Source organism: Ochrobactrum sp. P6BSIII (genome assembly GCF_014138065.1).
Classification (GTDB): domain Bacteria; phylum Pseudomonadota; class Alphaproteobacteria; order Rhizobiales; family Rhizobiaceae; genus Brucella.
Genome location: NZ_JACGXB010000011.1, coordinates 178,543 through 200,827, shown reverse-complemented (window position 1 = coordinate 200,827; position 22,285 = coordinate 178,543). Strand labels below are relative to the sequence as shown.

Genomic DNA, 22,285 nt, shown 5'->3' with positions numbered 1-22,285 from the left:
ATTCCCTAACCCAATTCAGGAGTTAGGGCGAGACACCAAGAAAAAGAAACGAAAACAATAGCTTATTTTTTTATCGTGAACTACTGGCACGAATTCACGGCAAAGGCTCAGGTCGACATTTCGTCCGCAACCGGGTTTGTTCCCTTCAAGTCCGAACTCGAAGAGACATGGATCGAAATCGGAGGCGGTGCCACAAGGCAAATTACCAAGAATATGTCGCTCTACGGCAATGTCAGTTACAGCACCACGTTCGATGCCGACAATTCCGCATGGAACGGAAAGCTTGGCGTGCGCGTGAACTGGTAAGCCGTTTCAAGCGTGAATAGCCGACCTGTTTAGCTATCCACCATTTCTGATGGTGCGGGCGCACCAAGCTGTGCGCCCTTCCATATTGCCGAAGCGCCGGGATCGGAAAACAGCAAGCGCAGATGGCCGATAATTTGACCAGCGCGCGGGTCGGCCACCCGATAAACAACAGCGCGCGCTTCGCGTCGGCCTTCAATAATCCCGGCCTCGCGCAACGCTCCAAGCTGCTGTGACAAGGTTGGCTGGTGAACATCCAGCATTTCTTCCAGATCGCTCACCGTGCGTTCGCCTTCCAGCAAGACGCACAGGATCGAAAGCCGCACCGGATTGGAGATGGCTTTCAGGAAATCGGACGCTGCGCCAATCGCGCGACATTTTACCTTGGGCACATGCCCCTTAGACGTGACTTCCTCGTTCATTATCGACGCGTCCTGTTGTCCAATCTCAAAAACCGGGCAAACACGGAATGGTTTTCCAAGTTTTGCCGAAGGTTTAATCAAGCCTTCCTTCGGTGCCTGCCTGAATCCCATTATATAAATTTATATAACGAATTTGCAACCGGATCGCGTATTCATGGCATTCAAGATCGGCTTTCATCCTAACAACCTGCATCTAACGCTTGCATCCCGCTGGCCGGGAGCCTTTGCCGATCTACAGCCGGAATTTGTGCTTTATCCTGAGGGTCGTGATACCGCCAGGAAGCTCGTTGCCGGCGATATCGACATCGGCGGCACAGGATCGACACCGCCTATTCTCGCAGCCGAATCCGGCCTTCCGGTGACCTATGCAGCAGCGTCTGCTCCGCGGCCCGCCAATGGCGCGATACTGGTCGCCAAAGATACCGACATCCAGACCGTTGCCGACCTGAAAGGGCGTGATGTTGCACTCGCCGACGGCTCGTTTCACACCTATTTTCTGGCAAAAAGTCTGGAACAGGTGGGCCTTAGCCTCAATGACGTGCAGCGTCATGATCTTCTGGCAACCCCCTCGCGGGATCTTCTGCGCGCGGGCAAGGTGGCGGCGTGGATCGCCATGGCCCCACATCTCGAACAGGCGCTGGCCAGTGGCGAATTTCACGTCCTGCTGCATTGCGGCACCACCATTCCCAACCGTTCGGTCTTCTGGACCATTGGACAGCGCAATCTGCCGGACGATGTTATCGATGCCTTTGCCGCAGAACTCGCGCGGATCGGACAGGAAATAATTGCGCATCCGGAAGAGGCTGCAGCCCTTCTTGCGAAGGACGCCGACGACAACGAGCGCCGCGCCTGGACGCGGGTTATCCTGGAGCGCAATTGGCACATCTTGCCCGCTGACAACATTCTTTTGCGCGAGCAACAGGCGGAAGCGGACATACTGCTCCGCCACGCAGCGATCAGTCGCAAAGTCGAAATTATTGCAGAGCATAACAAGGCAGAAAGAGCATGAACGTCCTTTGGTACATGTGCGCCCCAGACGGCGCTTATCCCTGGAAGCCCGAGGGATCGCGCGTCGTCGATTACGGCTATTACAAGCAGCTTGCCCAGGCCTATGACCATCTGGGTTATACGGGCGCGCTTTTTGCCACCGGCGCTCATGACGTCTGGCCACTCGCCGGTGCGCTATTGCCCTATACGGAACGTATGAAATTCTTGCTCGCCTTTCATCCGGGTCTCGTAGCACCAACGCTGCTTGCCAAAATGGCGGCGACATTTCAGGAGTTCTCCAACGGCAGGCTGATGCTGAATGTTGTCTCGGGCGACGCCAAGATGCTTGGCGCTTACGGCATGATGCTGCCGCATGACGAACGTTATCTGATGGCCGATGAATATCTGACCCTGTGGCATCGTCTCATGGCGGGCGAAAGCGTCACCCATAAGGGCAAATACTTCCAGACCGAAGGCGCAAAACTTGCCCTTCCGGCCGGTTCGTCGATCGCCCCACCGCCGCTCTGGTTTGGCGGTTCGTCTGACAGTGCCATCGAAGTCGCGGCAAAACACGTCGACACTTATCTTTCCTGGGGCGAAACACCCGAACAGATGGGCGAGAAGGTCAAGCAGGTCAAAGCACGTGCCGCAGCCCATGGGCGCGAACTGAAATACGGTATCCGCCTTTATGTGATTGTGCGCTCGACCGACGCGAAAGCCTGGGAAGCTGCCGCCGACCTTTACGACCAGATGGATGAAGCGGCCATGGCTGGCAACAAACGCTTCGTCTCCAACACGGACTCTGTTGGCCAACAGCGCATGACTGCAATGCACGGCGGCGTTAAACCGGACAATTTGCGCGACCTCGAAATCTCACCCAATCTCTGGGCTGGCATTGGTCTCGTGCGCCCCGGCCCGGGCACGGCAATCGTCGGCTCACCGGACACAGTCATTCGCACACTCGAAGCCTATCAGGCCGTTAGTGTCGACACGTTCATCCTCTCCGGCATGCCTCTGCTCGAGGAAGCATATCGCTTCGGCGAGATGGTTTTGCCGCGTCTGCCCGTTGAACGCCCCGTCGCCGAGCGCAAGCAGTTTACATGGTCAACCCTGTTTGACCGGGACCTGACTGGAAAGGCCGCCAATGGCTGATACAAGCGCTTTGAAGAAAGCGGCTGGTGTCGGTTCTCCTCCAGCCAGCAGTGCCAAAACAGGTCCGCGCTTCCCGCAATGGATGCTGAGGCTCGTATCGCCTATCGCCATCCTTATTTTGTGGCAATTGGCGAGCGTCACCGGGCTTCTGTCGGCCCGCACACTGGCGTCACCTGTCGACATTGCAGCGACCGGCCTGCGACTGCTGGCATCGGGAGAACTGGCGACCGGTCTCGCGGTGTCGTTCCTGCGTGTCATTGCAGGTTTCTCCATAGCACTCGTCATAGGTGTTGCTCTGGCGCTTTTCGCCGGGCTTTCCCGGCTTGGCGAAACGGTCATCGACCCGCCCGTGCAGATGCTAAAAGCGATGCCGTTTCTGGGTCTCCTGCCACTCTTCATCCTTTGGTACGGCATTGGTGAAGCGCCCAAGATCGGCATGGTTGCCTTTGGCTCCGTTTTCCCGATCTATCTGACGCTTCATGGTGGCATTCGCAGCGTTGACCGCAAGCTGATCGAGGCTGGGCGTACCCTCAATCTCGGTACGCTGGAAATCATTCGACATGTCGTGATCCCCGGCGCCCTGCCCTCGCTGCTTGTCGGCGTGCGCTATGGACTGAGCATCGCGTGGCTTAGCCTCGTGGTGGCGGAACAGATCAATGCGTCCAGTGGCATTGGTTACATCATCACCTATGCGCGTGACTTTCTGCAAACCGACGTCATCGTAGTGTGCCTTCTGGTCTATGCACTCATGGGGTTGCTGACGGATGGGCTGGTGCGTGCAATCGAAGCCTATGCCCTGCGCTGGCGTCCGGCGGTGGTATCATGAGCGACATCGTTAAAATTCGTGGCCTGTCACGGTCCTTCGGCGGCCCGATGGTTCTCGACAATATCGATCTGAGCATAGCACCGGGAGAATTCGTGGCTCTGCTTGGCAGGAGCGGCTCTGGAAAATCCACCCTTCTGCGCGTGCTTGCGGGGCTCGACGAAGCGCCGGCCAATGCATTGGAAATTCCGCAACGCCGTGCCGTCGTCTTTCAGGAACCGCGGCTGATGCCGTGGAAAAGCGTGATCGACAATGTTGCACTCGGTGTGCCCAACGCGCGCAGCAACGGCAAAGCGGTGCAAGCAATTGCCGATGTTGGCCTGTCGCACCGGGTCGATGCCTGGCCTTTGACACTGTCTGGCGGTGAAGCGCAGCGGGCTGCCTTGGCACGGGCGCTGGTTCGCGAGCCGGAACTGCTTCTGCTCGACGAACCATTTGCAGCGCTCGATGCATTGACGCGTCTTCGCATGCACGATCTGGTGTTCAATCTCTGGTGCAAACACAGACCAGCGACCCTGCTGGTGACGCATGATGTCTGGGAGGCAGTGGCACTCGCCGACCGGATTCTCGTTCTCGATCAGGGGCGATTCATTCGCGATCTGCGTGTCGATATCGATCATCCGAGGCAGAGAACAGACAAACGCGCTGCCGCCATCGAAACCGAATTGCTGGAAGCGCTTGGCGTCCGGCATCCTGTCCTGCACCCTTGAAAAGCGGAGATAATCAATGAAAAGACTTCAAATTCTGGCCGCCCTTACCGGTGCGGCAATGACACTTGCGAGCACAACCGCTTTCGCCGCCGATCAGGTTGTCCGTATCGGATGGCTTCGCGGCCCCAATGACATTACCCTGGCAAAATCGCGTGGCACACTGGAAAAAGCGCTCGCGGAAAAAGGCATCAAGGTGGAATGGGCTGGCCCATTTCCCGCTGCGGCTCCCGCTTTTGAAGCACTGAACGCGGGCAGCATCGATATCACGGCTGGCAGTTCCACATCGGCCATTGCGGCGTTGGCTGCAAATATTCCACTGACGATCTTCGGCTATCAGAAAATGTCGCCCGGCTCTGAAGGGATCGTCGCCAAAAAGGATGCAGGCATCACGTCGATCAAGGATCTGGCCGGTAAGAAGGTTGCGGTCAACCGAGGCGGTACAGGCGAGTATCTGCTGATGCGGGGGTTGGAGAAAAACGGCGTCGATCCGAAAAGCGTCGAGCGCGTCTATCTTAGCCCAAGTGACAGTGGCCCAAGCTTTGTGCAGGGACATGTCGACGCCTGGGCAACTTGGGACCCCTTCGTGGCAATCGCTGAGAAGTCCTATGGCGGTCAGGTGATCGCGGATGGCGCGGCCATCGGCTCGGACAATGCCGTCGTTCTCGTTTCAAGTCGCGAATTCGCTGAAAAGAAAACCGACGATCTTCAGGCCATTTTCAATATCCTGAAGCAGGACAATACCTGGGCAGTGGCGAACAAGGCCGATGCCGGCGCGATCTGGGCAAAGGAAATGAACATCCCCACCGAACTCGGCAAAGTGATCGGTGAGAACAATGCCGTTCCGACCACAGCGGTTACGGCGGCGGACGTTGAACAGATCGGAAAAATTGCCGACTGGTACGCCAAAAGCGGCATCATTCCGCAAAAGCCGGATATCAAGGCAGCCGTTGTCGAACTGAAATAACCTGCACGATCTCACCTGCACCAGTTTCTCTCGAATTGGTGCAGGTGATGCTTTGGTTTTGCCAAATGGTGCGCTTGACGGTAGAAGCTTGGCAAAGCCAGCCGGAGCATCCCTTGAAAACCATCGCAGTTGATTTTGAAACGGCCAATGAACAGCGTGGAAGCGCTTGTTCCGTAGGATTGGCATGGATTGAAGATGGTCGCGTCGTGCGCGTTGAAGAGCGCCTTATCCGACCGAAGGACATGCGCTTTTCCTCTTTCAATATTGCGATCCACGGCATTCGCCCCGAGCATGTGGAAGATGCCGGAGAGTTTCCCGAAGTCATGGACGAATTCGCGGAAGATTTTGCGGGCGCGACAATGATCGCTCACAATGCCGCCTTCGACTTCAGTGTCTGGCGCGCCTGTCTTGATCAGTATCGGCAGAGCTATCCAGAATTTCAGTATCTATGTTCGGTCAAAATGGCGCAAAAAGTCTGGCCCGATCTCGGGTCGCACAAGTTGAATGTTCTGGCGTCTCATCTGGGCCTCACCTTCAAGCATCACAATGCGGCTGAAGACGCAGCCATCTGCGCCGAAACCACGATCTCGATTGCGCGTTCGCTGGGTGCACAAGTCTTGAGCGAAGTTCCGGCGATGATCGGCATGAAGCCGGGGCGCCTGTTTGCCGGAGGCTACGAACCATGCACCTGCCGCAAGCGCTGAGGGCGCCTATCTGAACAATTGTGTCAGATGGTCATTCAGGAAATAACCCTGTGGGTCCAGCTTACGGCGCAGGGCGCGAAATTCATCGGCTTTGGGATAAATCGATGTCACATCCGCACCAGTCAGAAAGTGAAGCTTGCCCCAATGCGGACGGGAACCGAAATCCCGCAGAATTTTATCCACCTCTCTGAGATAGGGCCAATAGTCCGTTCCGGGCTCACCAGAGACCGACACAGTCACGCTGTCCTGTTCAAAGAAGGGACTCATCCACGCATCATCACCAGCCGTAAAGCGATATTCGATGGGGTAGATGCACTCTGGATATTTCTCTAGCATCAGTTTTCGGACTTCCTTGACCGCCTCTTTGCCGTGCGCAACAGGCACCGCATATTCAAGCTCGTGGAAGTTTGGCACATACTCGATCGGATAAATCTCCGAACTGTATGCGACTTTTTCAAACCCGCGGCTCATTGGCGGCTGGTCGGTAATGTCCATGATCTTCATTTCACAAACATCGGTTGTCTTTCCTGAGCGTGACGTTGAAGCCGTATCCGGAAGACAATAGCAATGACGGCTTTTTTCCGTCGGGCACCAGAAGAAGCTGAAGTGCCTATGTTCGGAGGCAAGTTCGTCGTGCATGTCCATGCATGCATCGAAATCCTCCCGCCAAAGCCTTTCATAGAGGTTATAGGAATCCATCAGTTGCAAGGTAATCTCGGAAATCACACCGAGTGTACCAATTGAAACGCGGCTCGCATGCAAGAGATCCGGCGTGGTTTCGTCGACGGTCAGAACGGTACCGTTGGGCTGGACGATCTTCATACCGACAATCGATGATGCCAGATTGGACAGTTTTGCGCCCGTGCCATGCGTGCCGGTTGTCAGCGCGCCAGCCAAAGCCTGACTGTCAATATCGCCCTGATTGACCATCGATAGACCATTGTTCTTGAGATATCGCCCAAGCTCGTTAATGGTCGTACCGGCCGCCGCAGTCACCCGCTTGCGATCATGGTCCACATTTTTCACCCCTTTCATGCCCGAAAGAGTGAGCATAAGCCCGCTGGTAGCCACAACGGGCGTGAAGGAGTGACCGGACCCCGCGCATCGGACATTCAATCCTTGAGACGTTGCAGAATTGACCATGTCGCAAAGTTCCACCTCACTGGCAGGAGCGCCCATGGCGGAAGTCACACAAGACTGATTGCCGACCCAATTGCGCCAGTGGCCACCTGCACTCATATTGCTCTGCTTTGACATTCTCGTTCCCATCTTTTTGCTTATTGCTGTTGTGGGCGTACGGCGTCGCCGAAGCGACACGGCTTTGTCAGATGGCAGTGTAGCCATTATCCGCGAAGATATGCGCTCCGTTGATGAAGCTTGCCTCATCGCTTGCAAGAAAGAGCGCTGCTGAAGCAACTTCAGATGGCAGGCACAGCCGTCCTTGCGCAGTTTTGATGGCATCTTCCGAAACATCGACGCCGAAGCTTTGCAGCACCGCCAATTCCTTGCGACCGTGCGCCGTGGCGATGAAGCCGGGGCAGATCGCATTGCTCCGAATATTCCTGTCGCGAAACTCCACCGCAAGGGCGCGTGCGAACATGTGGCAGGCCCCTTTGGTAGTGCAATAAAGCACTTCCATGGGCGTTCCGACGACGCCTGAAATCGACGACGTAGAGATAATGCTACCGCCACCCGCATTGATCATCGATGGCAGTACGGCCTTTGAGACGAGGAACATGCTTTTCACATTGATCGCCATAAGGCGGTCCCATTCCTCTTCACTTGTTTCGAGAAACGGACCTGCCGCCAGTGTGCCTGCATGGTTCATCAGAACCGTAATCGGCCCGAAAGCCCCGATAATTTTCTCCACTGCCGATGCGACCTGCGCGGCATCCGAGACATCGGCTGGCGCAAAGACCGCCTCGTGACCGGCTTCGTTGAGCTTTTTTGCAACATCTGCACCTGGGCTAGACGGCAAATCCACGATGCCGACTTTTGCCCCTTCCGCAGCGAAGAGTTCCGAGGCTGCGAGACCGCAGCCTCCCGCGCCACCCGTTATGAGCGCCACTTTTCCAGACAAACGACCAGCCATGTTTCCTCCTTCTGGACCAAGTCCAACTATTTTCCCCAATCGGTTCGATACATCCGCCGAACTCTTGCTTTTGGTGCGAAGTCTAGAAATCATACGCAGATGCGTCGATATGCCGAAAGTTATACGGGAGGAGAAACCGTGTTTCCGCTGGATGCCAACGGACTGTCAGAGATAATCCGGTCCATCGGAACGGACGGGCTGGGTCAAACGCTCGACCAAACTATCGGTGGCCGGGTGCAATTCGACATGAGCTGCATTTTCCTGTTCAGCTTCAACAATACCCCGCTTTTTCTCCACGACGGCTATTGCAGTTCCGTACCGCGCAAGACACTGGAAACATATTTGCGGGGCGGCTATCTGCTTGATCCGTTTTATGTCGCGTCGATCAATGAACACACATCTGGCGTGTGGCGAATGGGCGAACTCGCGCCCGACAGCTTCTTCACATCGGATTTTGTGATCGCAAAGGATATCCATCCCTGTGTTTCATCAGAAGCCGGCGCGCTGGTGGAGGAAATAGGCATTATCGTGCCATTACGCCATCGAACCGCAGCTGTTTATTCGCTGATGCGAAACCATGGAAGCGACGCGTTCACGCGTTCTGAACTGGATAATCTAAGACAGATTGAGCCGGTTATTGCTGCTTCTATTTCTACCCATTGCCGCAGCAATGCGAGCTATATCAATCATGAATATGCAAAAGAGGATATTGAGGAGACATTTCTGGGTGCGTTCCAAGGGCAGCTGACGCCCGCGCAGCAATCAATCACAAAGCTGATCCTGCGCGGCCATAGCAATATCTCGATTTCGCGTCATATGAATATCTCGGAAGGCACCGCCAAGATACACCGCCACAATATTTACAAGCGGCTATCCATATCGAGCCAGTCCGAGCTCTTCCAACTCTTCATTACCCACCTGACCAAAACGGACAGATAAAGACGGACTGGTTACAAAAATTCGATCCCGCCGAAGCATGGCTTCCCACCGGCCTCAATTTTGAAATGAGTTCCGCCTAGTGCTGTTTAGGAGATAGTCCTTTCAGTTGATACGTGCACCACTGGACGGATCGAATAGATGCACCCGTTCGCGTGCGATATCCAGACCAACCACCTCACCCACTGTCAGCGGCATCTCGCTGTCGACGACGGCCGTCAATTTCTCTGAGCCTACCTCAAGCACAACATGCGTTTGAGCCCCGGTTGGTTCGATCAGGCGCACTTTTGCTTGAATACCGCCATCGCGCCGGACTTCCAGATGTTCAGGGCGCAATCCCAGCACAACCTTGCCGGTTTTATCTAGGTTGCTATCCAGCATGTCCAATTTTGCGCCGTTTTCCAACAGGATAGCGATGCCTGCTGAGCCATGCTCGACCGTTGCGTTTAGAAAATTCATCGAGGGCGAACCAATGAAGCCTGCAACGAAGACATTAGCGGGCTTCGTGTAGAGCTCCATAGGCGTGCCCTGTTGCTCGATCCGCCCTTTGTTCAACACCACGACTCTATCCGCCAATGTCATTGCTTCGATCTGATCGTGCGTGACATAAATCGACGTAATCTTCACCTTCTGGTGCAGCTCCTTAATCTCGGCGCGCATCAGAACGCGCAATTTTGCATCGAGATTTGAGAGCGGCTCGTCAAACAGAAAGACAGAAGGCTTTCGCACAATGGCGCGCCCCATTGCGACACGCTGGCGCTGGCCTCCGGACAATTGATGCGGCTTGCGATCTAATAGTGTTGTCAGATCCAGCATCCGCGCCGCTTCACCGACCCGATCCCGAATTTCCGCTTTCGGTCGGCCCGCCAATTGAAGGTTGAACGCTATGTTGTCGAAGACAGACATATGTGGATAGAGCGCATAGTTCTGGAAAACCATGGCAACATCGCGCTCGCTGGGATTGGCGCGGCTCACATTCCTGTCGCCGATATGCAGATCACCAGATGTGATTTGTTCGAGACCGGCAATCATGCGCAGCAACGTTGACTTGCCACATCCGGAAGGACCGACAAGCGCAACGAATTCTGCATCCGCAATCGAAAGATCGATGCTGGGAATGACTTCCACATTGCCATAGGTCTTGTGAATTGAACGAAGTTCGACCGAGGCCATCAACTCACCCTTTCTGCCGATTAACTGGTGATGAGTGTCGGCCCGCGACGAGAACTGCAAGATCGGGGCGATCCGTTGTCAACTGGCCGATTGGCTTGCTCAACCAATGTTCCAGCTCGGTTTCAGTATTCGGCACCCAACATCCAAGCCTTGGCGTCCCAACCTCAGCCACACATTGGTCCAATACAATCTCTAGCAAGCTCTTCTCGAAAGCCAACACCGTTGCAACATCGTTGCCGCGCTTGAGCACTTTTTCAAATCCACCGAAAAACTCTGCCGAGCGCCGGTCAATCGACATCAGCAACTGCTGGTCTGGAAATTTCATACGGACATCTTCCAGCACCTCCGGCACGAAGCAGGTGAGGAAGACGCGATCCAGCATATTGCGCTCTTGAGCAAGCGTGATGATCTTTTCGGGCATACCGGGATACGGTCTCCCCCGCTCATCAATCTTGATCTCCAGCTCAAGCTCTAGCCCGGTGGGAGCGAAGATATCCAGAACATCGGCCAAGGTGGGTATGGTTTGACCGCGGCTGTCGTTCAAGAGGACTTTTCCAAGCGCCTCTGCGCTTTGCGCTTGAACCGGTCCTCTGCCATTGGTGGTGCGATCGAGCAACGGGTCATGGATCACAACCGGCACACCATCGGAACTCAAATGGACGTCCAGTTCCACGGCATCCACACCCAAAGCGAGCAGATTTTGGAAACCGGCTATGCTATTTTCAGCCCACAAATTGCGCCCGCCGCGATGGCCAATGATCTTCACCATTTTCATATTCTCCAATTGTTCATTATTTGCCGCTGTCAACGAGACCCTTCACGAACCATCGCTGCATGATGAGGATCACCAGCACGGGCGGAAGCATGGTCCAAAGCGAAGCGTTCATGAGAAGGTGCCATGTGGGAAGACCATCCGACTGCGGCATGACCTGTTTCAAACCCACAACAGCGGTTGCCATATTGGGGTCTGTCGTCATCAACAAGGGCCACAGATACTGGTTCCAGCCCATTAGGAAGAGAATGATCGACAATGCTACGATGTTCGACCGGGACAGTGGAAGCAGAATGCGGAAGAAGAATTGCATCGGCTTGGCGCCGTCAATCCTTGCTGCTTCACACAGATCGTCAGGAATTGTCAGAAAGAACTGCCTGAACAAAAATGTCGCCGTTGCGGAAGCGATGATCGGCAGGATAAGCCCAGGATAGGTGTTCACCATATTCCAGTTCAGCTCGACCGAAATGCCGAGCCAGGCAAAGATGATGTTCAGCGGCAGCGCCATATTGGCTGCTGATTCATAGGTTGGGACAATACGCACCTCAATCGGCAGCATCATCGATATGAATATCAGCCAGAAGGCGGTCATTCGGAACGGAAAGCGGAAATAGGTGACTGCAAAGGCGGCAAGCACCGAAAGAGCCAATTTTCCGACAGTAATTCCGAGCGCCACGATAAACGTGTTCAACAAAAGCTGCCCGAAATTGATCGTTGTTAGAACTTCCAGCGAATTGACCAAAAACTGATCGCCCGGCAGCCAACTCATCGGGACTTTCAACACGTCCTGCTGGCTCAGCGAACCCGTGACCACCACGAAATAAAGTGGCAGGCAAACCAACACGATCCCGATTATGAGAACCGCATGGCAAACCACGTCCAATATCGGTGTGCGTTCATTCATGATTTACACCGCATAATTGACGCGCCGTTCGACCAGGCGAAACTGCGCGAATGTGAGGGCAAGAGCGAGGATCATCAAAATGACCGACTGCGCAGCAGACGAGCCCATGTCCAGATTGACGAAGCCATCCTGATAGACCTTATAGACGAGGATCGACGTCGCCCCTGCCGGTCCGCCACGTGTGGTGGCATCGATAATTGCAAATGTGTCGAACAAGCCGTAGACGAAGTTGATGACGATCAGGAAGAACAGCGTCGGCGCGATCATCGGCAGGGAAATACGCTGGAACCGTCGAATGGGCCCCGCACCATCGATGGCGGCAGATTCCAGGATCGAACGCGGTACGGCCAACAGGGCGGCGACGAGAAAAATATAGTTGTAGCAAATGTGCTTCCACGATGCCGCAAGGATGATAAGGATCATTGCATCGGTAGTGTTCTTCGTGGGGTCCCAACCGATACCGAGCATGTGTAGTATTTGCGCGATCGGTCCGACACGGGTATTGAACAGAAATGCCAGCATTATGCCTGCAACTGCGGGAGCGATAGCATAAGGAAGCAGCAAGATCGTACGATAGGCGCCACGCGCACGAATGACATGGTTGGTCGCGAAAGCAAAAAGCAACGCAACCGAAAGCGTGATTGCATTCTGCGCCAGCGTGAACCAGAGCGTCATTTTGGCCGACATCCAGTAGGACGGGCTGGCGAGCAATGCCGCAAAGTTCGAGAAACCAACCCATTGCACTGAACCGCCAAACGGATCATTGAGCTGAAACGCCTGGATGAGCGCCCTGAATGACGGAATGAAGAAGAAGAACAGCAGGACGAGCATTTGTGGCGCCAGCAATAGGACTGGCGTTTTCCATTCTCGAAAATGCGCGCGCTTCAGGCCGCTTTCCTGCCGCTCCCCCAAAGGGGAGCGCTGACGGAAAGCACCTCCACCTTGTGCTTTCATTGCCTTATTTTCCTGCGCTTAGCTTTTCAAAGCGGCGAAGCACTTCGTTGCCGCGCGTGACAGCGGAATCCAACGCTTCCTGTGCCGGCTTCTGCCCCAGTGAGGCAGCCATCACTTCTTCCATAATGAAGATATTGGCCTGATTGGAGTTACCGAAGCGGAAACCCAGCGAATTATCGGAGTTCGGCTTGCGCATAAGCTGTTCAATCGCAATGGCGCGGGTGGGATGCTGCTCGAAATAGCCTTCGCTTTTCAGCGCTTCATAGGCCGTCGTCGTAACGGGAACATAGCCAGTGTTTTTGCTCCACCACACCTGAGTTTCCGGCTTTGCTAGAAAGTCGAAGAACGCGGCAGCGCCTTTATATTCATCGTCGGAATGACCCTTCATTGCCCATAAAGCACCGCCACCGATGACACTATTATGTGCTGTACGATCCTTTTCATGGGGGAGGAAAGTCGCATTCCACGGGAATTTTGCTGAAGCCTCCACCGCGGCATGAGACGCAGTCGATGCAATAATCGTCGAACAGGTGCCTGAGGTGAACAACTGAACCGGCTGAATTCCCTGACCCGCGATCTCCATAACTCCGCTCGAAACGAGGTCATGCATGCGCTCCACTTGACGGGTCAGAGACTTGTTGAAAACAAACTCGGTGTCGATACCGTCAATGCCGTTGCGCTTTGTGCCATAGGGGTAGTCGTTCACGGCAGCGTAGTTTTCGAGAAAGCTCCACTCATAGTCGCCCGGCAAAACCATGGCGCATTTCGAAATGCCCTTGTCATGGATCGCGTGCAACTGTTGTGTCAGCTCATCCCAGTTATCAGCTGGCTTTTCAAAGCCTGCGGCCTTGAAATGATCCTGATTGTACCAAAGGATTGGCGTTGACGAGTTGAATGGCAGAGCCTGCAACTTGCCCTTGTCGCTATAATAAGCGGCAACCGGCGCAATCACCGTACTCCAGTCAATGGTGTAGCCTTCCTTGGCCATTAGATCGGCGACGGGTATTACTGCCGATGAGTTCAGCATGGTCAAAAATGCGCGTTCATTGGTTTGCACAATGACCGGCGCCCGCTTCGCGCGATAGGCTGCAATCATCGCATTGATGAGTTCTTCATATTTGCCCTTATTGACCGGGACAATCTCATACTCATCCTGAGATTCATTGAACTTCTTTGAAAGTTCATTCACGCGATCATTGAGCACGCCTCCCATCGCATGCCAGAATTCGATCTGCGTTTTTGCCTCAGCCGTTATGCTGGACAGCATCGAACAGCCCAACATCAAGGAAACCACTAAAAGACGCTTCATCGTATCCTCCCATCTCGATCAAGTGCTTTTATAGTGAGCATACGCTCTGATAATCGTTTGTCCAGCCCATAATTTGAACCTTCCGAATGATTACTTATTAAGGCATATAACGTGCTTATATTTGGGTCGCTGCGCAAAGGTATATTGCTCTTCCAGACGCACCGTGTTTATCATACGCTCACATATCAATCATTTTCTCATGAGTCGCTCGATGGATATCACCCCAATGAACCCTGCCCCGCTCGCCTTTGATCTGATCATTTTTGACTGTGACGGCGTGCTGGTCGACAGCGAGATCATCAGCTGCGGCGCAGTAGCCGACGTACTGAGCAGGCACGGCGTACCCACAGACCTCGACTATGCCTTGCGCACTTTCCTGGGGCGCCCGGCATCGGCAGTGACGGATGCTTTCACGGAACAAATGAACAAGCCACTCCCCGACACCTTTGTTTCAAGCTGGCGAGAGTATCTTTTTGCGCGCTTTGAACAGGAACTGGTTGCCGTCGATGGAATTCGTTCGGCAATCGAAGCGATCCCACTGCCCCGCTGCGTGGCGTCATCTAGCGATGAGGAACGACTTCAGATATCATTGGGGCAAACAGGTCTGCTGCCACTTTTCGAGGGCAATATCTTCAGCACAACGATGGTGAAACACGGCAAGCCTGCTCCTGACCTCTTTCTTTACGCGGCCAAACAGATGGGTGTGTCGGCCCCACGATGCGTCGTTATCGAAGACAGCCCCAGCGGCGTTAAAGCCGCCAAGGCTGCGGGCATGACGGCTGTCGGATTTACCGGTGGGAGCCATTATTCGGTACTGGACAATACTGAAACATTGCGTAATGCCGGTGCAGATCACATTTTAACGCATGCTGCCGACCTGCCTTCCTTACTAAGAGATATTTCCGCCGATGGCCGATAACGACAAACCCAGACTCGACGATGCCGCAAGAGCGGGTTGGCTTTATTATATTGCTGGCAAGACCCAGGACGAGATCGCCCAGATGCTGGGCGTTTCGCGCCCAACGGCACAGCGATTTGTTTCGCAATGCCGGTCCGAAGGGCTGATCACGTTTCGGATGAACCATCCAATCGCAAATTGCATGGAACTTGCTGGCAAGCTGTCGGAGAAATTTGACCTGGCTTACTGTGATGTCGTCCCATCGGAAGGAACCTGGCCGGAAGGCTCGACGACAGTTCCTGAGGCGGCGGCTGTCTTCATAGAGCGGCAGTTGCGGTCCAGAACTGCCATTGTGATGGCGCTTGGCACCGGCCGTACCATGCGCGCCACTGTTCAGCGTGTTTCTCCGCTTAATGGCTCCGTCCATCGGCTGGTATCACTGGTGGGGCATATTGGCATTGACGGATCGGCAAGCCCGTTCGACGCCTTGATCAAGCTTTCGGAAACGGTCAGCGCACAGCATTACCCTCTCCTCTTGCCGCTCTATCTTTCGTCAGTGGAAGAAAGGGATGCCCTGCTGGCGATTGAGCCAGTGCGGCGTGTTCACGAGCTGGCGTCAACCGCCGATCTCTGGCTGACAGGTATTAGTGATCTGGCTGCGGATTCTCCACTCGCCAAAGAAGGTTTTCTCAGCCGCGATGAGCTTTTTGAGCTCAACAGGCTCGGCGGCGTTGGCGAGATTTGCGGCTGGGCATTTGATATCGACGGAAAGATCGTCAATGGCGCCACAAATTTGCGGATCACCAGCGTCGCACCGCAGATCAATGTCAGCAGACAGCGCATTTGCGTGGCGTCTGGCGCGCGCAAAGTGCAACCATTGCTGTCGGCGTTGCGCGGTCAGATCATCAACGGACTTATTACCGACGAAGAGACCGCGATGAAGCTATTGGACTGATTTCCCGACCAAATAAGGGTCGGAACGGTCAGTTAAGCCGCAATTCGGTCTCGGGATCAAAGAGATGGACATTCTCGGGATCGAGCATGACGTCGAACTCTTCACCCGGCTGTACTTTGTGGCTTGGCGGTAACGCTGCCACGAGCCGTTGTGAACCAACAGTCCCGGTGACGATCAATTCGGGACCGGTGAGTTCTGCAATATCGCATTTCATCCGCAAAACGACACTTTGTTCTTTGCGCTCTAGGCCGATGGCTTCTGACCGGACGCCCAGCAGGACTCGTTTGCCATGGGCAACGCGCGGCAGGCTGCCCACCGGAATACTGGTTTCAGTACTATCGATGGTCAGGCGATCCCCATTGAAAGTAGCTTCCAGCATATTCATCGGCGGAGCGCCGACAAATGTCGCCACATAAAGGGTCGCGGGCCTGTTATAGACATTTTCCGGTGTATCCAGCTGCTCGATGCGTCCGTTGCGCATCACAGCAATGCGCGTCGCCAATGTCATCGCTTCAATCTGGTCATGCGTGACATAAACCATGGTGGTCTTCATGAGTTGATGCAACCGCTTCAACTCGGCGCGCATTTCCATGCGCAATTTGGCATCGAGGTTAGACAGGGGCTCATCGAATAGGAACAACTTCGGATGCCGCACCAGCGCGCGCCCGATTGCAACGCGCTGGCGTTGCCCGCCAGAAAGCTGCGCAGGCTTTCTATCCAGCAGGTTTTCGATCTGTAGAAGGCGCGCCGCGTCCAGAACAGCTTTTTCCCGTTCTGCGGCTGGCACTTTGCGCATTTCGAGACCGAAGCCAATATTGCGTCTGACATTCAGATTTGGGTACAGCGCATAGGACTGAAACACCATCGCCGTGTCCCTGTCCTTGGGATGAACACCAACAATAGAGCGCTCATCGATGCGAATGTCGCCGCTGGTCGGCTCTGCCAGACCTGCAATAATGTTGAGCAATGTGGACTTGCCGGAGCCGGAAGCGCCGAGCAGAACCAGAAACTCACCACTGGCCAGCGACAGATCGATACCCTTGAGGATGTCAGTCGGTCCAAAACTCTTGCATACATTGTTTATAGTCAGGGTGCTCATACAAGCGCTCCTTCGATGTCCGATGTATAGGCCCGTGGGCTTGTAGAAATTGCCCGGGACGCGCTGCGCGTGGCGGCGCGCAAACTGGCCTCAACCGGCTGCCCCTTGGCGAAAGACGCCAGGAAAGCCGCATTGAAAACATCGCCCGCACCAATCGTGTCGATAACCGTCACCTGAGGCGCATCCACCGATATGACACTGCCATCACATTCCACGGCAAAAGCACCGTTCGGGCCGCATTTGACGATGAAAAGTGCATCGTTCGGCATAATCTGCGCTAGACTGCGTGCAGCCTCTATGGGGTCGGCCGAATTTCCAAGATTGACCGTCTCAACCTCATTGAACATCGCGAACTTGCAGCGTTTCAACCATGAACGTGCGCGGCTTCGGTTCCGTTCGGTCCAGCCTTCAACAGGCCAGCCAGTATCAAGGGCCACGTCAATGTTGTGATGATCAGCCCAATCAAAAAACTGGTCATAGGCATCGGCCAACCTGTCAGTCAGAAAGCTTCCGCACAGCAGTGCCAGCCCACCAGACAAGGCCTGACCATCAAGCGCCGACAACGTGTCCTCAATGGAAAAATACGGCAGATGGCCGAGCGTCGTGAAGAACGTCCGCTCACCATCTGGATGCGTCAAGCCAACGGACAGAGTGGTCTTGCCTGAAAACACCGCCCATTGACGGGCATGATCACCGAAATGCTCGGCAAGCCAACGCCCAAACTGGTCTGAGCCGGTATTTGCGGCCATCTGAAACGGCACATCCAGCGCCATAAGCGTCAGTGCCGAATTGCCCGCCGAACCGCCGACGCGCAACTCATCATGGCTGACAATGTTCTCAGTTCCCGGCTGCGGCCAGGCTGCAGTGGGACCGAGGATCATGTCGACATTGACGTTGCCGATAATTGCGATTGGCCTCACTCATTCACTCCGCGTGATTTTGGAAGAGCGGACCGGCGTTCCGGCGTTCTCGACACGCATGTCGGCGAATGCCATCATAAGCCGCTGTGCCGCGGGCAATATCTCGAATATGGCGGCAAGCCCACTCGCTGCGGGAAAGGAAATTGTCACTGCTCCCGGAACAAGCGGCTCACCCGAGGCGTCGAACACCACAAGTTTCGCACCGGCCTCGACAACAGACTGCGCCATTGCTGTCACCAGCGGTGCGGTCGCATCATCAGCTTTGAACAAGACGACGCCAACCTTGGGCGAGAGCATTTCCATAGGACCGTGGCGCAGTTGACCCCCTTCCAGAGAATAGCTCGGCACGCGCGAAAGCTCCGTAAAACCCAGCGCGATCGCCTCCGCTACGCCTTGAAGACTGCGCCCTGACGTCACAATCGTATCGACGTCGGCTATGCAGGCAAGTGCTGCATCAATCGCAACAGTCTGTGGCGATTTCAATACATTCAGCACCGCATCCGGATCGTCGCCTAGCGCCGCGAGTATGGCCAAATGCAGAGCAAAGCTGATCGTCAGGCTGCGGGTTGCGGCAAATGCCAGTTCTCCGCCGCCATTTCCCACCAGACAATCAACCTTCTTGCCGAGAAACGACCCAGTGTCGAGCGTCAGGCCGAATATATCGGCATTGCCCTTCTTCTCGGCGAACCAGCGCACGACCTCAGCGCTTTCACCAGACTGTGATGTAACCAAAACGGTCTTGCCCTCAATGGGCAGGGCCGCACCAAGTTGTTCCGAAAGCGGTATCGCAATTGCATCAATATTATGGGCGCGATAGAGCGGCTCCACCGCACGGCTGACAGCATGCGACCCGCCCATGCCCAACAGCAACAGCTTGCCTGTTTTGCGCAAACTCTGGGCGATCTTCTCGGCCTGCTCCCGATTGTCCTCGAAGGAAATCAGAGCATCGCTGAATTGGCGCGCCATTTCCTTGTCGATTGCGACAAGTCCTTCTGGACGCTGCTTTTGCGTGTTCATTATCATCCTTTCACACCGCCACTGGTCAGGCCGGATATAAGCGCGCGCTGCATCAAAAGACCGACAATCACCGGTGGCAACGCAGCCAGAACGCCAGCGGTTGCAATCAGGCCGTAATCGGAAACACGCCCGCCAGCGAGATCCGCAATGGCAACTGTCAATGTTCGCGCTCGCTGATCAGAAGTGAACAAAAGCGCATAGAAAAATTCATCCCAGCCGAGCAAGAAGGCAAACAGCGCCGATGTTGCAACAATAGGCAATGCCAGCGGCAAGGTTATGATGCGCAATGTCTGGAAAAGGCTTGCCCCATCAATCATAGCTGCCTGCTCAATCTCCTGTGGGATGCCATCGAAACCGGATTTCATCAGCCATGTGGTGAAAGGCGCGAGAATGGTGAGATACACCAGCGCGAGGCCAAACACCGAATTCAGTAGACCGAGTTTTGCGAGGACCATATAGAGCGGCACGGCAAGCGCCACCGGGGGCAGCATGTAGGTTCCAATAACCAGTGTCAGCGACCATCCGATGCGCGACGTTCGCGAAACGGCCCAACCGGCGGGAATTGCAACGAGGATCGCGACCAATGTCGCCATGCCCGCCACTCTCAGACTGTTGTACATCGACGCCACAAAGGCTGCACCCGCGCTGTTCGGCACAGTGGACAGCAGAGCCTGGTAGCGGGAAAGGTCGACCGTTGTAGGCCACCATTTTAACGGGCGCACGGACAAATCCGCCATCGGCGAGATGCTCATGACAAAAAGCCAGAACAACGGCGCGAGGATCACGACTGCCAGCACCAGTGCTGCGAAGTAGACGAAGAAAGTAGCGATTGGGCTTCGACGTTCCATTACGTTGCCGCTCCAGCCGTTTTGCGCACCAGAAATCCATAACCCAAAGCCAGAACCGTAACGATCAGCGTCACAATGAGCGCCAACGACGCGCCCGACCCGGCCCGCTGGAAGGAAAAGGCTTCCTGATAAACGAGAATAGAAAGTGTTCGTGTTGAATTGGCCGGGCCGCCGCGCGTCATGATCCAGATGATGTCAAAGACCTTGAATGCCTCAATCGTGCGGAGGACAAGTGCGACCATCAACGGCCCTGCGAGATATGGCAGAATGACAAACCGGAAGCGGTTCAACGGACCCGCGCCATCCACAAGCGATGCGGCCGTTATGTCTCGTGGCACTGCTTGCAGCGCGGCCAATGCAATGAGGGCTACCAACGGGAAATTCTTCCAGCAGTCGGCAACGATCAGGGCCGTCATTGCGGCTGAAGGTTCACCGAGCCATGACTGGTATTCCGAAATGATGCCAAGCTGGGTCAACAGTGAATTGAGAGCACCATATTCAGGATTATAGATGAGGCGCCAAAGCGTTGCATTAACCACCGTTGGTAGTGCCCAAGGTAGAATGAGCAAGGCACGCAGAATGGTGCGCCCATAAAACTGCTGGTTCAGCAAAAGTGCAGCCAGAACACCAAGAACCATTTCAGCCGTGACCGAGATGAGGGAGAACCAGGTCGTCGTCCAGAAGGCCCGCTGGAAATTAGAGCTGGACAGCATCTTGACGTAATTGGCGATGCCAACAAATTCGCCGCCAGTGCCGACAAGTTTTGCATCTGTGAATGACAGACGGACCGTCTCAAACATTGGCCAGCCGATCACGCAGATCATGACGGCGAGTAACGGGAGCATCAGCAACCACGCTCGCATTGTCATCCAATTGCTGGACATTGTTTGCACCTCAGCCTGTATAAAAGAAGAGAGTGGATGCGCGCACACCCACTCCCGTCAGCATCTTAGAGTCCGCTGTTTTCAGCTGCGGATTTGAGGGCGTCTTCAGGCGAAGACTGTCCCAGCAGGGCTTCCTGAATGGACTGCTGCAATGCCGTGGACATTTCCTGATACTTCGGTGTCGTCGGGCGCGGATACATGGCAGCCAGACCGAGCTTTGCAGCTGCAATCAGCTCTTCCTGACCCTTGGACACAGCCGGATCATCATAGGACGATGCCCAGATTGGCAAAGACAATTTCGCATAGTCGTTCTGGACTTTCTGCGATGTCATGAAGACGATGTATTTCCATGCGTCGTCGGGATGTTTGCTGGTGGTCGTGATACCAAGCCCCATTGAGCCGTTGACAGCTGAAACCTTGCTCTTGCCGTCAACACCCGGGGCAGGCACCACACCCACTTTGCCAACAACCTTGCTTTCTGCCGGATCATTGACCTTGCTATACATATAGGTCCAGTTCAAAGCGAAAGCGGCGTCGCCGTTCTGGAAGACCTTGCGCACGTCTTCTTCGAGGAACTCTTTCGAATTGGGGTTGCTGAGGCCGGATTTATAGCTGTCTACCATATATTTGAGGGCATCCAGTCCACCGTCCTTATCGAAGGCAGGCTTGCCGTCTTTCAGGAAGTCACCCCCATAGGCGCTTACCAAGGTCGTATAGTCGCAAATGGCAGCTTCGGCCTGCGCCCAGCTCCATGCAATCGGCGATGCCAGCAAGCCCTTGTCCTTGATGATCTTGGCCTGATCGTTAAGTTCGGCCCAAGTCTTTGGCGGGTTGGTGATACCAGCCTTCTCAAGGATTTCCTTATTGTAGAACAGATACTTGGTGTCCAAAATCCACGGCATGCCGTAATATTTGTCCTGATACTGAACCGTCGTCCAAGCACCCGGCAGAACGCCCTTCTTCATCTCGTCCGTAATGCGCGACGAGACATCAACAAGCACATTGTTGCTTGCGTATTCGGCTGGCCAGATCACATCGAACAGCACAACGTCATAGCCCTGCCCCGAGCCTTGGGCCAGAACCGTTTTGTCATGCAGGCCTTCATAGGGCACGAATTCCAGATTGACCTTCACATCCGGATTGGCCGCCTGAAAGGCGTCCGTCATCGCGCGCACATCTGCTTCGCTATAAGCGGCCTGCGCCATGAACAGAGCGTTCAAGGTCGTCTCGGCAAAAGCGTGGGGGACGGAGAAAGCGGATACGGCCAGCGTACCCAGCAGGATCGTGTGAATTGATTTAAGCATGTTACCTCCCGTTAACTTGACTTCGGCCCGTGCAAAGTGCCTCGCACATTTGCATCACTGCCATGAATTCAGAGCTGTTGTTCCACCGTTAAATGTTCGTGTTCTTTATTAAGTCAAATCCATTGACTTAAACGTGTTATAAATATCTATTGGTG

General features: G+C 54.8%; 23 protein-coding genes and 1 pseudogene. 10 read left to right on the top strand and 14 right to left on the bottom strand.

Going from position 1 to position 22,285, the window contains the following annotated elements; genetic code table 11:
• Positions 1–30 precede the first annotated feature (30 nt).
• Positions 31–306: pseudogene (locus tag FHW00_RS16795) on the top strand (autotransporter outer membrane beta-barrel domain-containing protein); the annotation flags it as partial.
• 29 nt (positions 307–335) lie between these two features.
• On the opposite strand, the gene FHW00_RS16790 reads toward FHW00_RS16795, so the two are convergent.
• Entirely contained in the window at positions 336–725 is a 390-nt protein-coding gene (locus tag FHW00_RS16790) for an ArsR/SmtB family transcription factor (protein ID WP_078337287.1), read from the bottom strand.
• Positions 726–879: 154 nt separating this feature from the next.
• On the opposite strand from FHW00_RS16790, the gene FHW00_RS16785 reads away from it, so the two are divergent.
• The 6 genes from FHW00_RS16785 to FHW00_RS16760 all read left to right on the top strand — a co-directional run bounded on the left by FHW00_RS16785 (position 880) and on the right by FHW00_RS16760 (position 6,065).
• Entirely contained in the window at positions 880–1,734 is an 855-nt protein-coding gene (locus tag FHW00_RS16785) for an ABC transporter substrate-binding protein (RefSeq protein WP_078337288.1), read from the top strand.
• Positions 1,731–2,864 (top strand): LLM class flavin-dependent oxidoreductase, encoded by a 1,134-nt coding sequence (locus FHW00_RS16780; RefSeq protein WP_078337289.1) that lies wholly within the window; start codon positions 1,731–1,733, stop codon positions 2,862–2,864. The genes FHW00_RS16785 and FHW00_RS16780 overlap by 4 nt, the downstream gene beginning before the upstream one ends.
• Entirely contained in the window at positions 2,857–3,690 is an 834-nt protein-coding gene (locus FHW00_RS16775) for an ABC transporter permease subunit (RefSeq protein ID WP_078337290.1), read from the top strand. Before FHW00_RS16780 ends, FHW00_RS16775 begins: the two co-directional genes overlap by 8 nt.
• A complete protein-coding gene (locus FHW00_RS16770; RefSeq protein ID WP_078337291.1) occupies positions 3,687–4,397 on the top strand; it encodes an ABC transporter ATP-binding protein in 711 nt (236 codons plus the stop codon). Before FHW00_RS16775 ends, FHW00_RS16770 begins: the two co-directional genes overlap by 4 nt.
• Before the next feature lie 16 nt (positions 4,398–4,413).
• Positions 4,414–5,361, top strand: coding sequence for an aliphatic sulfonate ABC transporter substrate-binding protein (locus FHW00_RS16765; RefSeq protein WP_078337292.1), 948 nt, complete (start codon positions 4,414–4,416; stop codon positions 5,359–5,361).
• A gap of 113 nt (positions 5,362–5,474) precedes the next feature.
• Entirely contained in the window at positions 5,475–6,065 is a 591-nt protein-coding gene (locus FHW00_RS16760) for a 3'-5' exonuclease (RefSeq protein ID WP_078337482.1), read from the top strand.
• A gap of 6 nt (positions 6,066–6,071) precedes the next feature.
• Here FHW00_RS16760 and FHW00_RS16755 read toward each other — a convergent pair whose 3' ends face one another.
• Entirely contained in the window at positions 6,072–7,322 is a 1,251-nt protein-coding gene (locus FHW00_RS16755) for a D-arabinono-1,4-lactone oxidase (RefSeq protein WP_139364330.1), read from the bottom strand.
• A 67-nt stretch (positions 7,323–7,389) separates the two neighbouring features.
• A complete protein-coding gene (locus tag FHW00_RS16750) occupies positions 7,390–8,157 on the bottom strand; it encodes an SDR family NAD(P)-dependent oxidoreductase (RefSeq protein WP_078337294.1) in 768 nt (255 codons plus the stop codon).
• Positions 8,158–8,295: 138 nt separating this feature from the next.
• Between FHW00_RS16750 and FHW00_RS16745 the strand changes: the two genes are divergently transcribed.
• Positions 8,296–9,096 (top strand): LuxR family transcriptional regulator, encoded by an 801-nt coding sequence (locus tag FHW00_RS16745; RefSeq protein WP_139364345.1) that lies wholly within the window; start codon positions 8,296–8,298, stop codon positions 9,094–9,096.
• Positions 9,097–9,198: 102 nt separating this feature from the next.
• Here FHW00_RS16745 and FHW00_RS16740 read toward each other — a convergent pair whose 3' ends face one another.
• The 5 genes from FHW00_RS16740 to FHW00_RS16720 are packed head-to-tail and all read right to left on the bottom strand — an operon-like array spanning position 9,199 to position 14,205.
• Positions 9,199–10,266 carry an ABC transporter ATP-binding protein gene (locus tag FHW00_RS16740; RefSeq protein ID WP_078337296.1) on the bottom strand — a complete coding sequence of 356 codons (1,068 nt, stop codon included), beginning with the start codon at positions 10,264–10,266 and terminating at the stop codon, positions 9,199–9,201.
• A gap of 4 nt (positions 10,267–10,270) precedes the next feature.
• The gene (locus tag FHW00_RS16735) at positions 10,271–11,035 is read right to left on the bottom strand and encodes a glycerophosphodiester phosphodiesterase family protein (RefSeq protein ID WP_210276565.1); all 765 of its coding nucleotides are present in this window, start codon (positions 11,033–11,035) and stop codon (positions 10,271–10,273) included.
• A gap of 22 nt (positions 11,036–11,057) precedes the next feature.
• Positions 11,058–11,942: an ABC transporter permease subunit gene (locus tag FHW00_RS16730; RefSeq protein WP_078337298.1), complete on the bottom strand. Its 885-nt coding sequence runs from the start codon at positions 11,940–11,942 to the stop codon at positions 11,058–11,060.
• A 3-nt stretch (positions 11,943–11,945) separates the two neighbouring features.
• Positions 11,946–12,896 carry an ABC transporter permease subunit gene (locus tag FHW00_RS16725; protein WP_078337299.1) on the bottom strand — a complete coding sequence of 317 codons (951 nt, stop codon included), beginning with the start codon at positions 12,894–12,896 and terminating at the stop codon, positions 11,946–11,948.
• A gap of 4 nt (positions 12,897–12,900) precedes the next feature.
• On the bottom strand, positions 12,901–14,205 hold the full coding sequence (locus FHW00_RS16720; RefSeq protein ID WP_078337300.1) for an extracellular solute-binding protein: 1,305 nt from the start codon (positions 14,203–14,205) through the stop codon (positions 12,901–12,903).
• Between the two features lie 211 nt (positions 14,206–14,416).
• Between FHW00_RS16720 and FHW00_RS16715 the strand changes: the two genes are divergently transcribed.
• The gene (locus FHW00_RS16715) at positions 14,417–15,124 is read left to right on the top strand and encodes an HAD family hydrolase (protein ID WP_445557873.1); all 708 of its coding nucleotides are present in this window, start codon (positions 14,417–14,419) and stop codon (positions 15,122–15,124) included.
• Entirely contained in the window at positions 15,114–16,058 is a 945-nt protein-coding gene (locus FHW00_RS16710; RefSeq protein WP_078337301.1) for a sugar-binding transcriptional regulator, read from the top strand. The genes FHW00_RS16715 and FHW00_RS16710 overlap by 11 nt, the downstream gene beginning before the upstream one ends.
• Before the next feature lie 28 nt (positions 16,059–16,086).
• On the opposite strand, the gene FHW00_RS16705 is transcribed toward FHW00_RS16710, so the two are convergent.
• The 6 genes from FHW00_RS16705 to FHW00_RS16680 all read right to left on the bottom strand — a co-directional run bounded on the left by FHW00_RS16705 (position 16,087) and on the right by FHW00_RS16680 (position 22,130).
• On the bottom strand, positions 16,087–17,157 hold the full coding sequence (locus tag FHW00_RS16705; protein WP_078337302.1) for an ABC transporter ATP-binding protein: 1,071 nt from the start codon (positions 17,155–17,157) through the stop codon (positions 16,087–16,089).
• Positions 17,154–18,077: a carbohydrate kinase family protein gene (locus tag FHW00_RS16700; RefSeq protein ID WP_078337303.1), complete on the bottom strand. Its 924-nt coding sequence runs from the start codon at positions 18,075–18,077 to the stop codon at positions 17,154–17,156. Before FHW00_RS16700 ends, FHW00_RS16705 begins: the two co-directional genes overlap by 4 nt.
• Positions 18,078–19,094, bottom strand: a complete 1,017-nt coding sequence (locus FHW00_RS16695; protein WP_078337304.1) for an SIS domain-containing protein — start codon at positions 19,092–19,094, stop codon at positions 18,078–18,080. It lies immediately after the preceding gene.
• A gap of 2 nt (positions 19,095–19,096) precedes the next feature.
• Positions 19,097–19,942 carry a carbohydrate ABC transporter permease gene (locus tag FHW00_RS16690; protein ID WP_078337305.1) on the bottom strand — a complete coding sequence of 282 codons (846 nt, stop codon included), beginning with the start codon at positions 19,940–19,942 and terminating at the stop codon, positions 19,097–19,099.
• A complete protein-coding gene (locus FHW00_RS16685; RefSeq protein WP_078337306.1) occupies positions 19,942–20,826 on the bottom strand; it encodes a carbohydrate ABC transporter permease in 885 nt (294 codons plus the stop codon). Before FHW00_RS16685 ends, FHW00_RS16690 begins: the two co-directional genes overlap by 1 nt.
• Before the next feature lie 65 nt (positions 20,827–20,891).
• A complete protein-coding gene (locus FHW00_RS16680) occupies positions 20,892–22,130 on the bottom strand; it encodes an extracellular solute-binding protein (RefSeq protein WP_078337307.1) in 1,239 nt (412 codons plus the stop codon).
• Between the last annotated feature and the right edge of the window lie 155 nt (positions 22,131–22,285).

Coding starts and splice junctions, on each gene's coding strand:
- FHW00_RS16790 (WP_078337287.1), bottom strand. CDS start 725: ATGAACGAGGAAGTCACGTCTAAGGGGCATGTGCCCAAGGTAAAATGT.
- FHW00_RS16785 (WP_078337288.1), top strand. CDS start 880: ATGGCATTCAAGATCGGCTTTCATCCTAACAACCTGCATCTAACGCTT.
- FHW00_RS16780 (WP_078337289.1), top strand. CDS start 1,731: ATGAACGTCCTTTGGTACATGTGCGCCCCAGACGGCGCTTATCCCTGG.
- FHW00_RS16775 (WP_078337290.1), top strand. CDS start 2,857: ATGGCTGATACAAGCGCTTTGAAGAAAGCGGCTGGTGTCGGTTCTCCT.
- FHW00_RS16770 (WP_078337291.1), top strand. CDS start 3,687: ATGAGCGACATCGTTAAAATTCGTGGCCTGTCACGGTCCTTCGGCGGC.
- FHW00_RS16765 (WP_078337292.1), top strand. CDS start 4,414: ATGAAAAGACTTCAAATTCTGGCCGCCCTTACCGGTGCGGCAATGACA.
- FHW00_RS16755 (WP_139364330.1), bottom strand. CDS start 7,322: ATGTCAAAGCAGAGCAATATGAGTGCAGGTGGCCACTGGCGCAATTGG.
- FHW00_RS16750 (WP_078337294.1), bottom strand. CDS start 8,157: ATGGCTGGTCGTTTGTCTGGAAAAGTGGCGCTCATAACGGGTGGCGCG.
- FHW00_RS16740 (WP_078337296.1), bottom strand. CDS start 10,266: ATGGCCTCGGTCGAACTTCGTTCAATTCACAAGACCTATGGCAATGTG.
- FHW00_RS16735 (WP_210276565.1), bottom strand. CDS start 11,035: ATGGTGAAGATCATTGGCCATCGCGGCGGGCGCAATTTGTGGGCTGAA.
- FHW00_RS16730 (WP_078337298.1), bottom strand. CDS start 11,942: ATGAATGAACGCACACCGATATTGGACGTGGTTTGCCATGCGGTTCTC.
- FHW00_RS16725 (WP_078337299.1), bottom strand. CDS start 12,896: ATGAAAGCACAAGGTGGAGGTGCTTTCCGTCAGCGCTCCCCTTTGGGG.
- FHW00_RS16720 (WP_078337300.1), bottom strand. CDS start 14,205: ATGAAGCGTCTTTTAGTGGTTTCCTTGATGTTGGGCTGTTCGATGCTG.
- FHW00_RS16715 (WP_445557873.1), top strand. CDS start 14,417: ATGGATATCACCCCAATGAACCCTGCCCCGCTCGCCTTTGATCTGATC.
- FHW00_RS16710 (WP_078337301.1), top strand. CDS start 15,114: ATGGCCGATAACGACAAACCCAGACTCGACGATGCCGCAAGAGCGGGT.
- FHW00_RS16705 (WP_078337302.1), bottom strand. CDS start 17,157: ATGAGCACCCTGACTATAAACAATGTATGCAAGAGTTTTGGACCGACT.
- FHW00_RS16695 (WP_078337304.1), bottom strand. CDS start 19,094: ATGAACACGCAAAAGCAGCGTCCAGAAGGACTTGTCGCAATCGACAAG.
- FHW00_RS16690 (WP_078337305.1), bottom strand. CDS start 19,942: ATGGAACGTCGAAGCCCAATCGCTACTTTCTTCGTCTACTTCGCAGCA.
- FHW00_RS16685 (WP_078337306.1), bottom strand. CDS start 20,826: ATGTCCAGCAATTGGATGACAATGCGAGCGTGGTTGCTGATGCTCCCG.
- FHW00_RS16680 (WP_078337307.1), bottom strand. CDS start 22,130: ATGCTTAAATCAATTCACACGATCCTGCTGGGTACGCTGGCCGTATCC.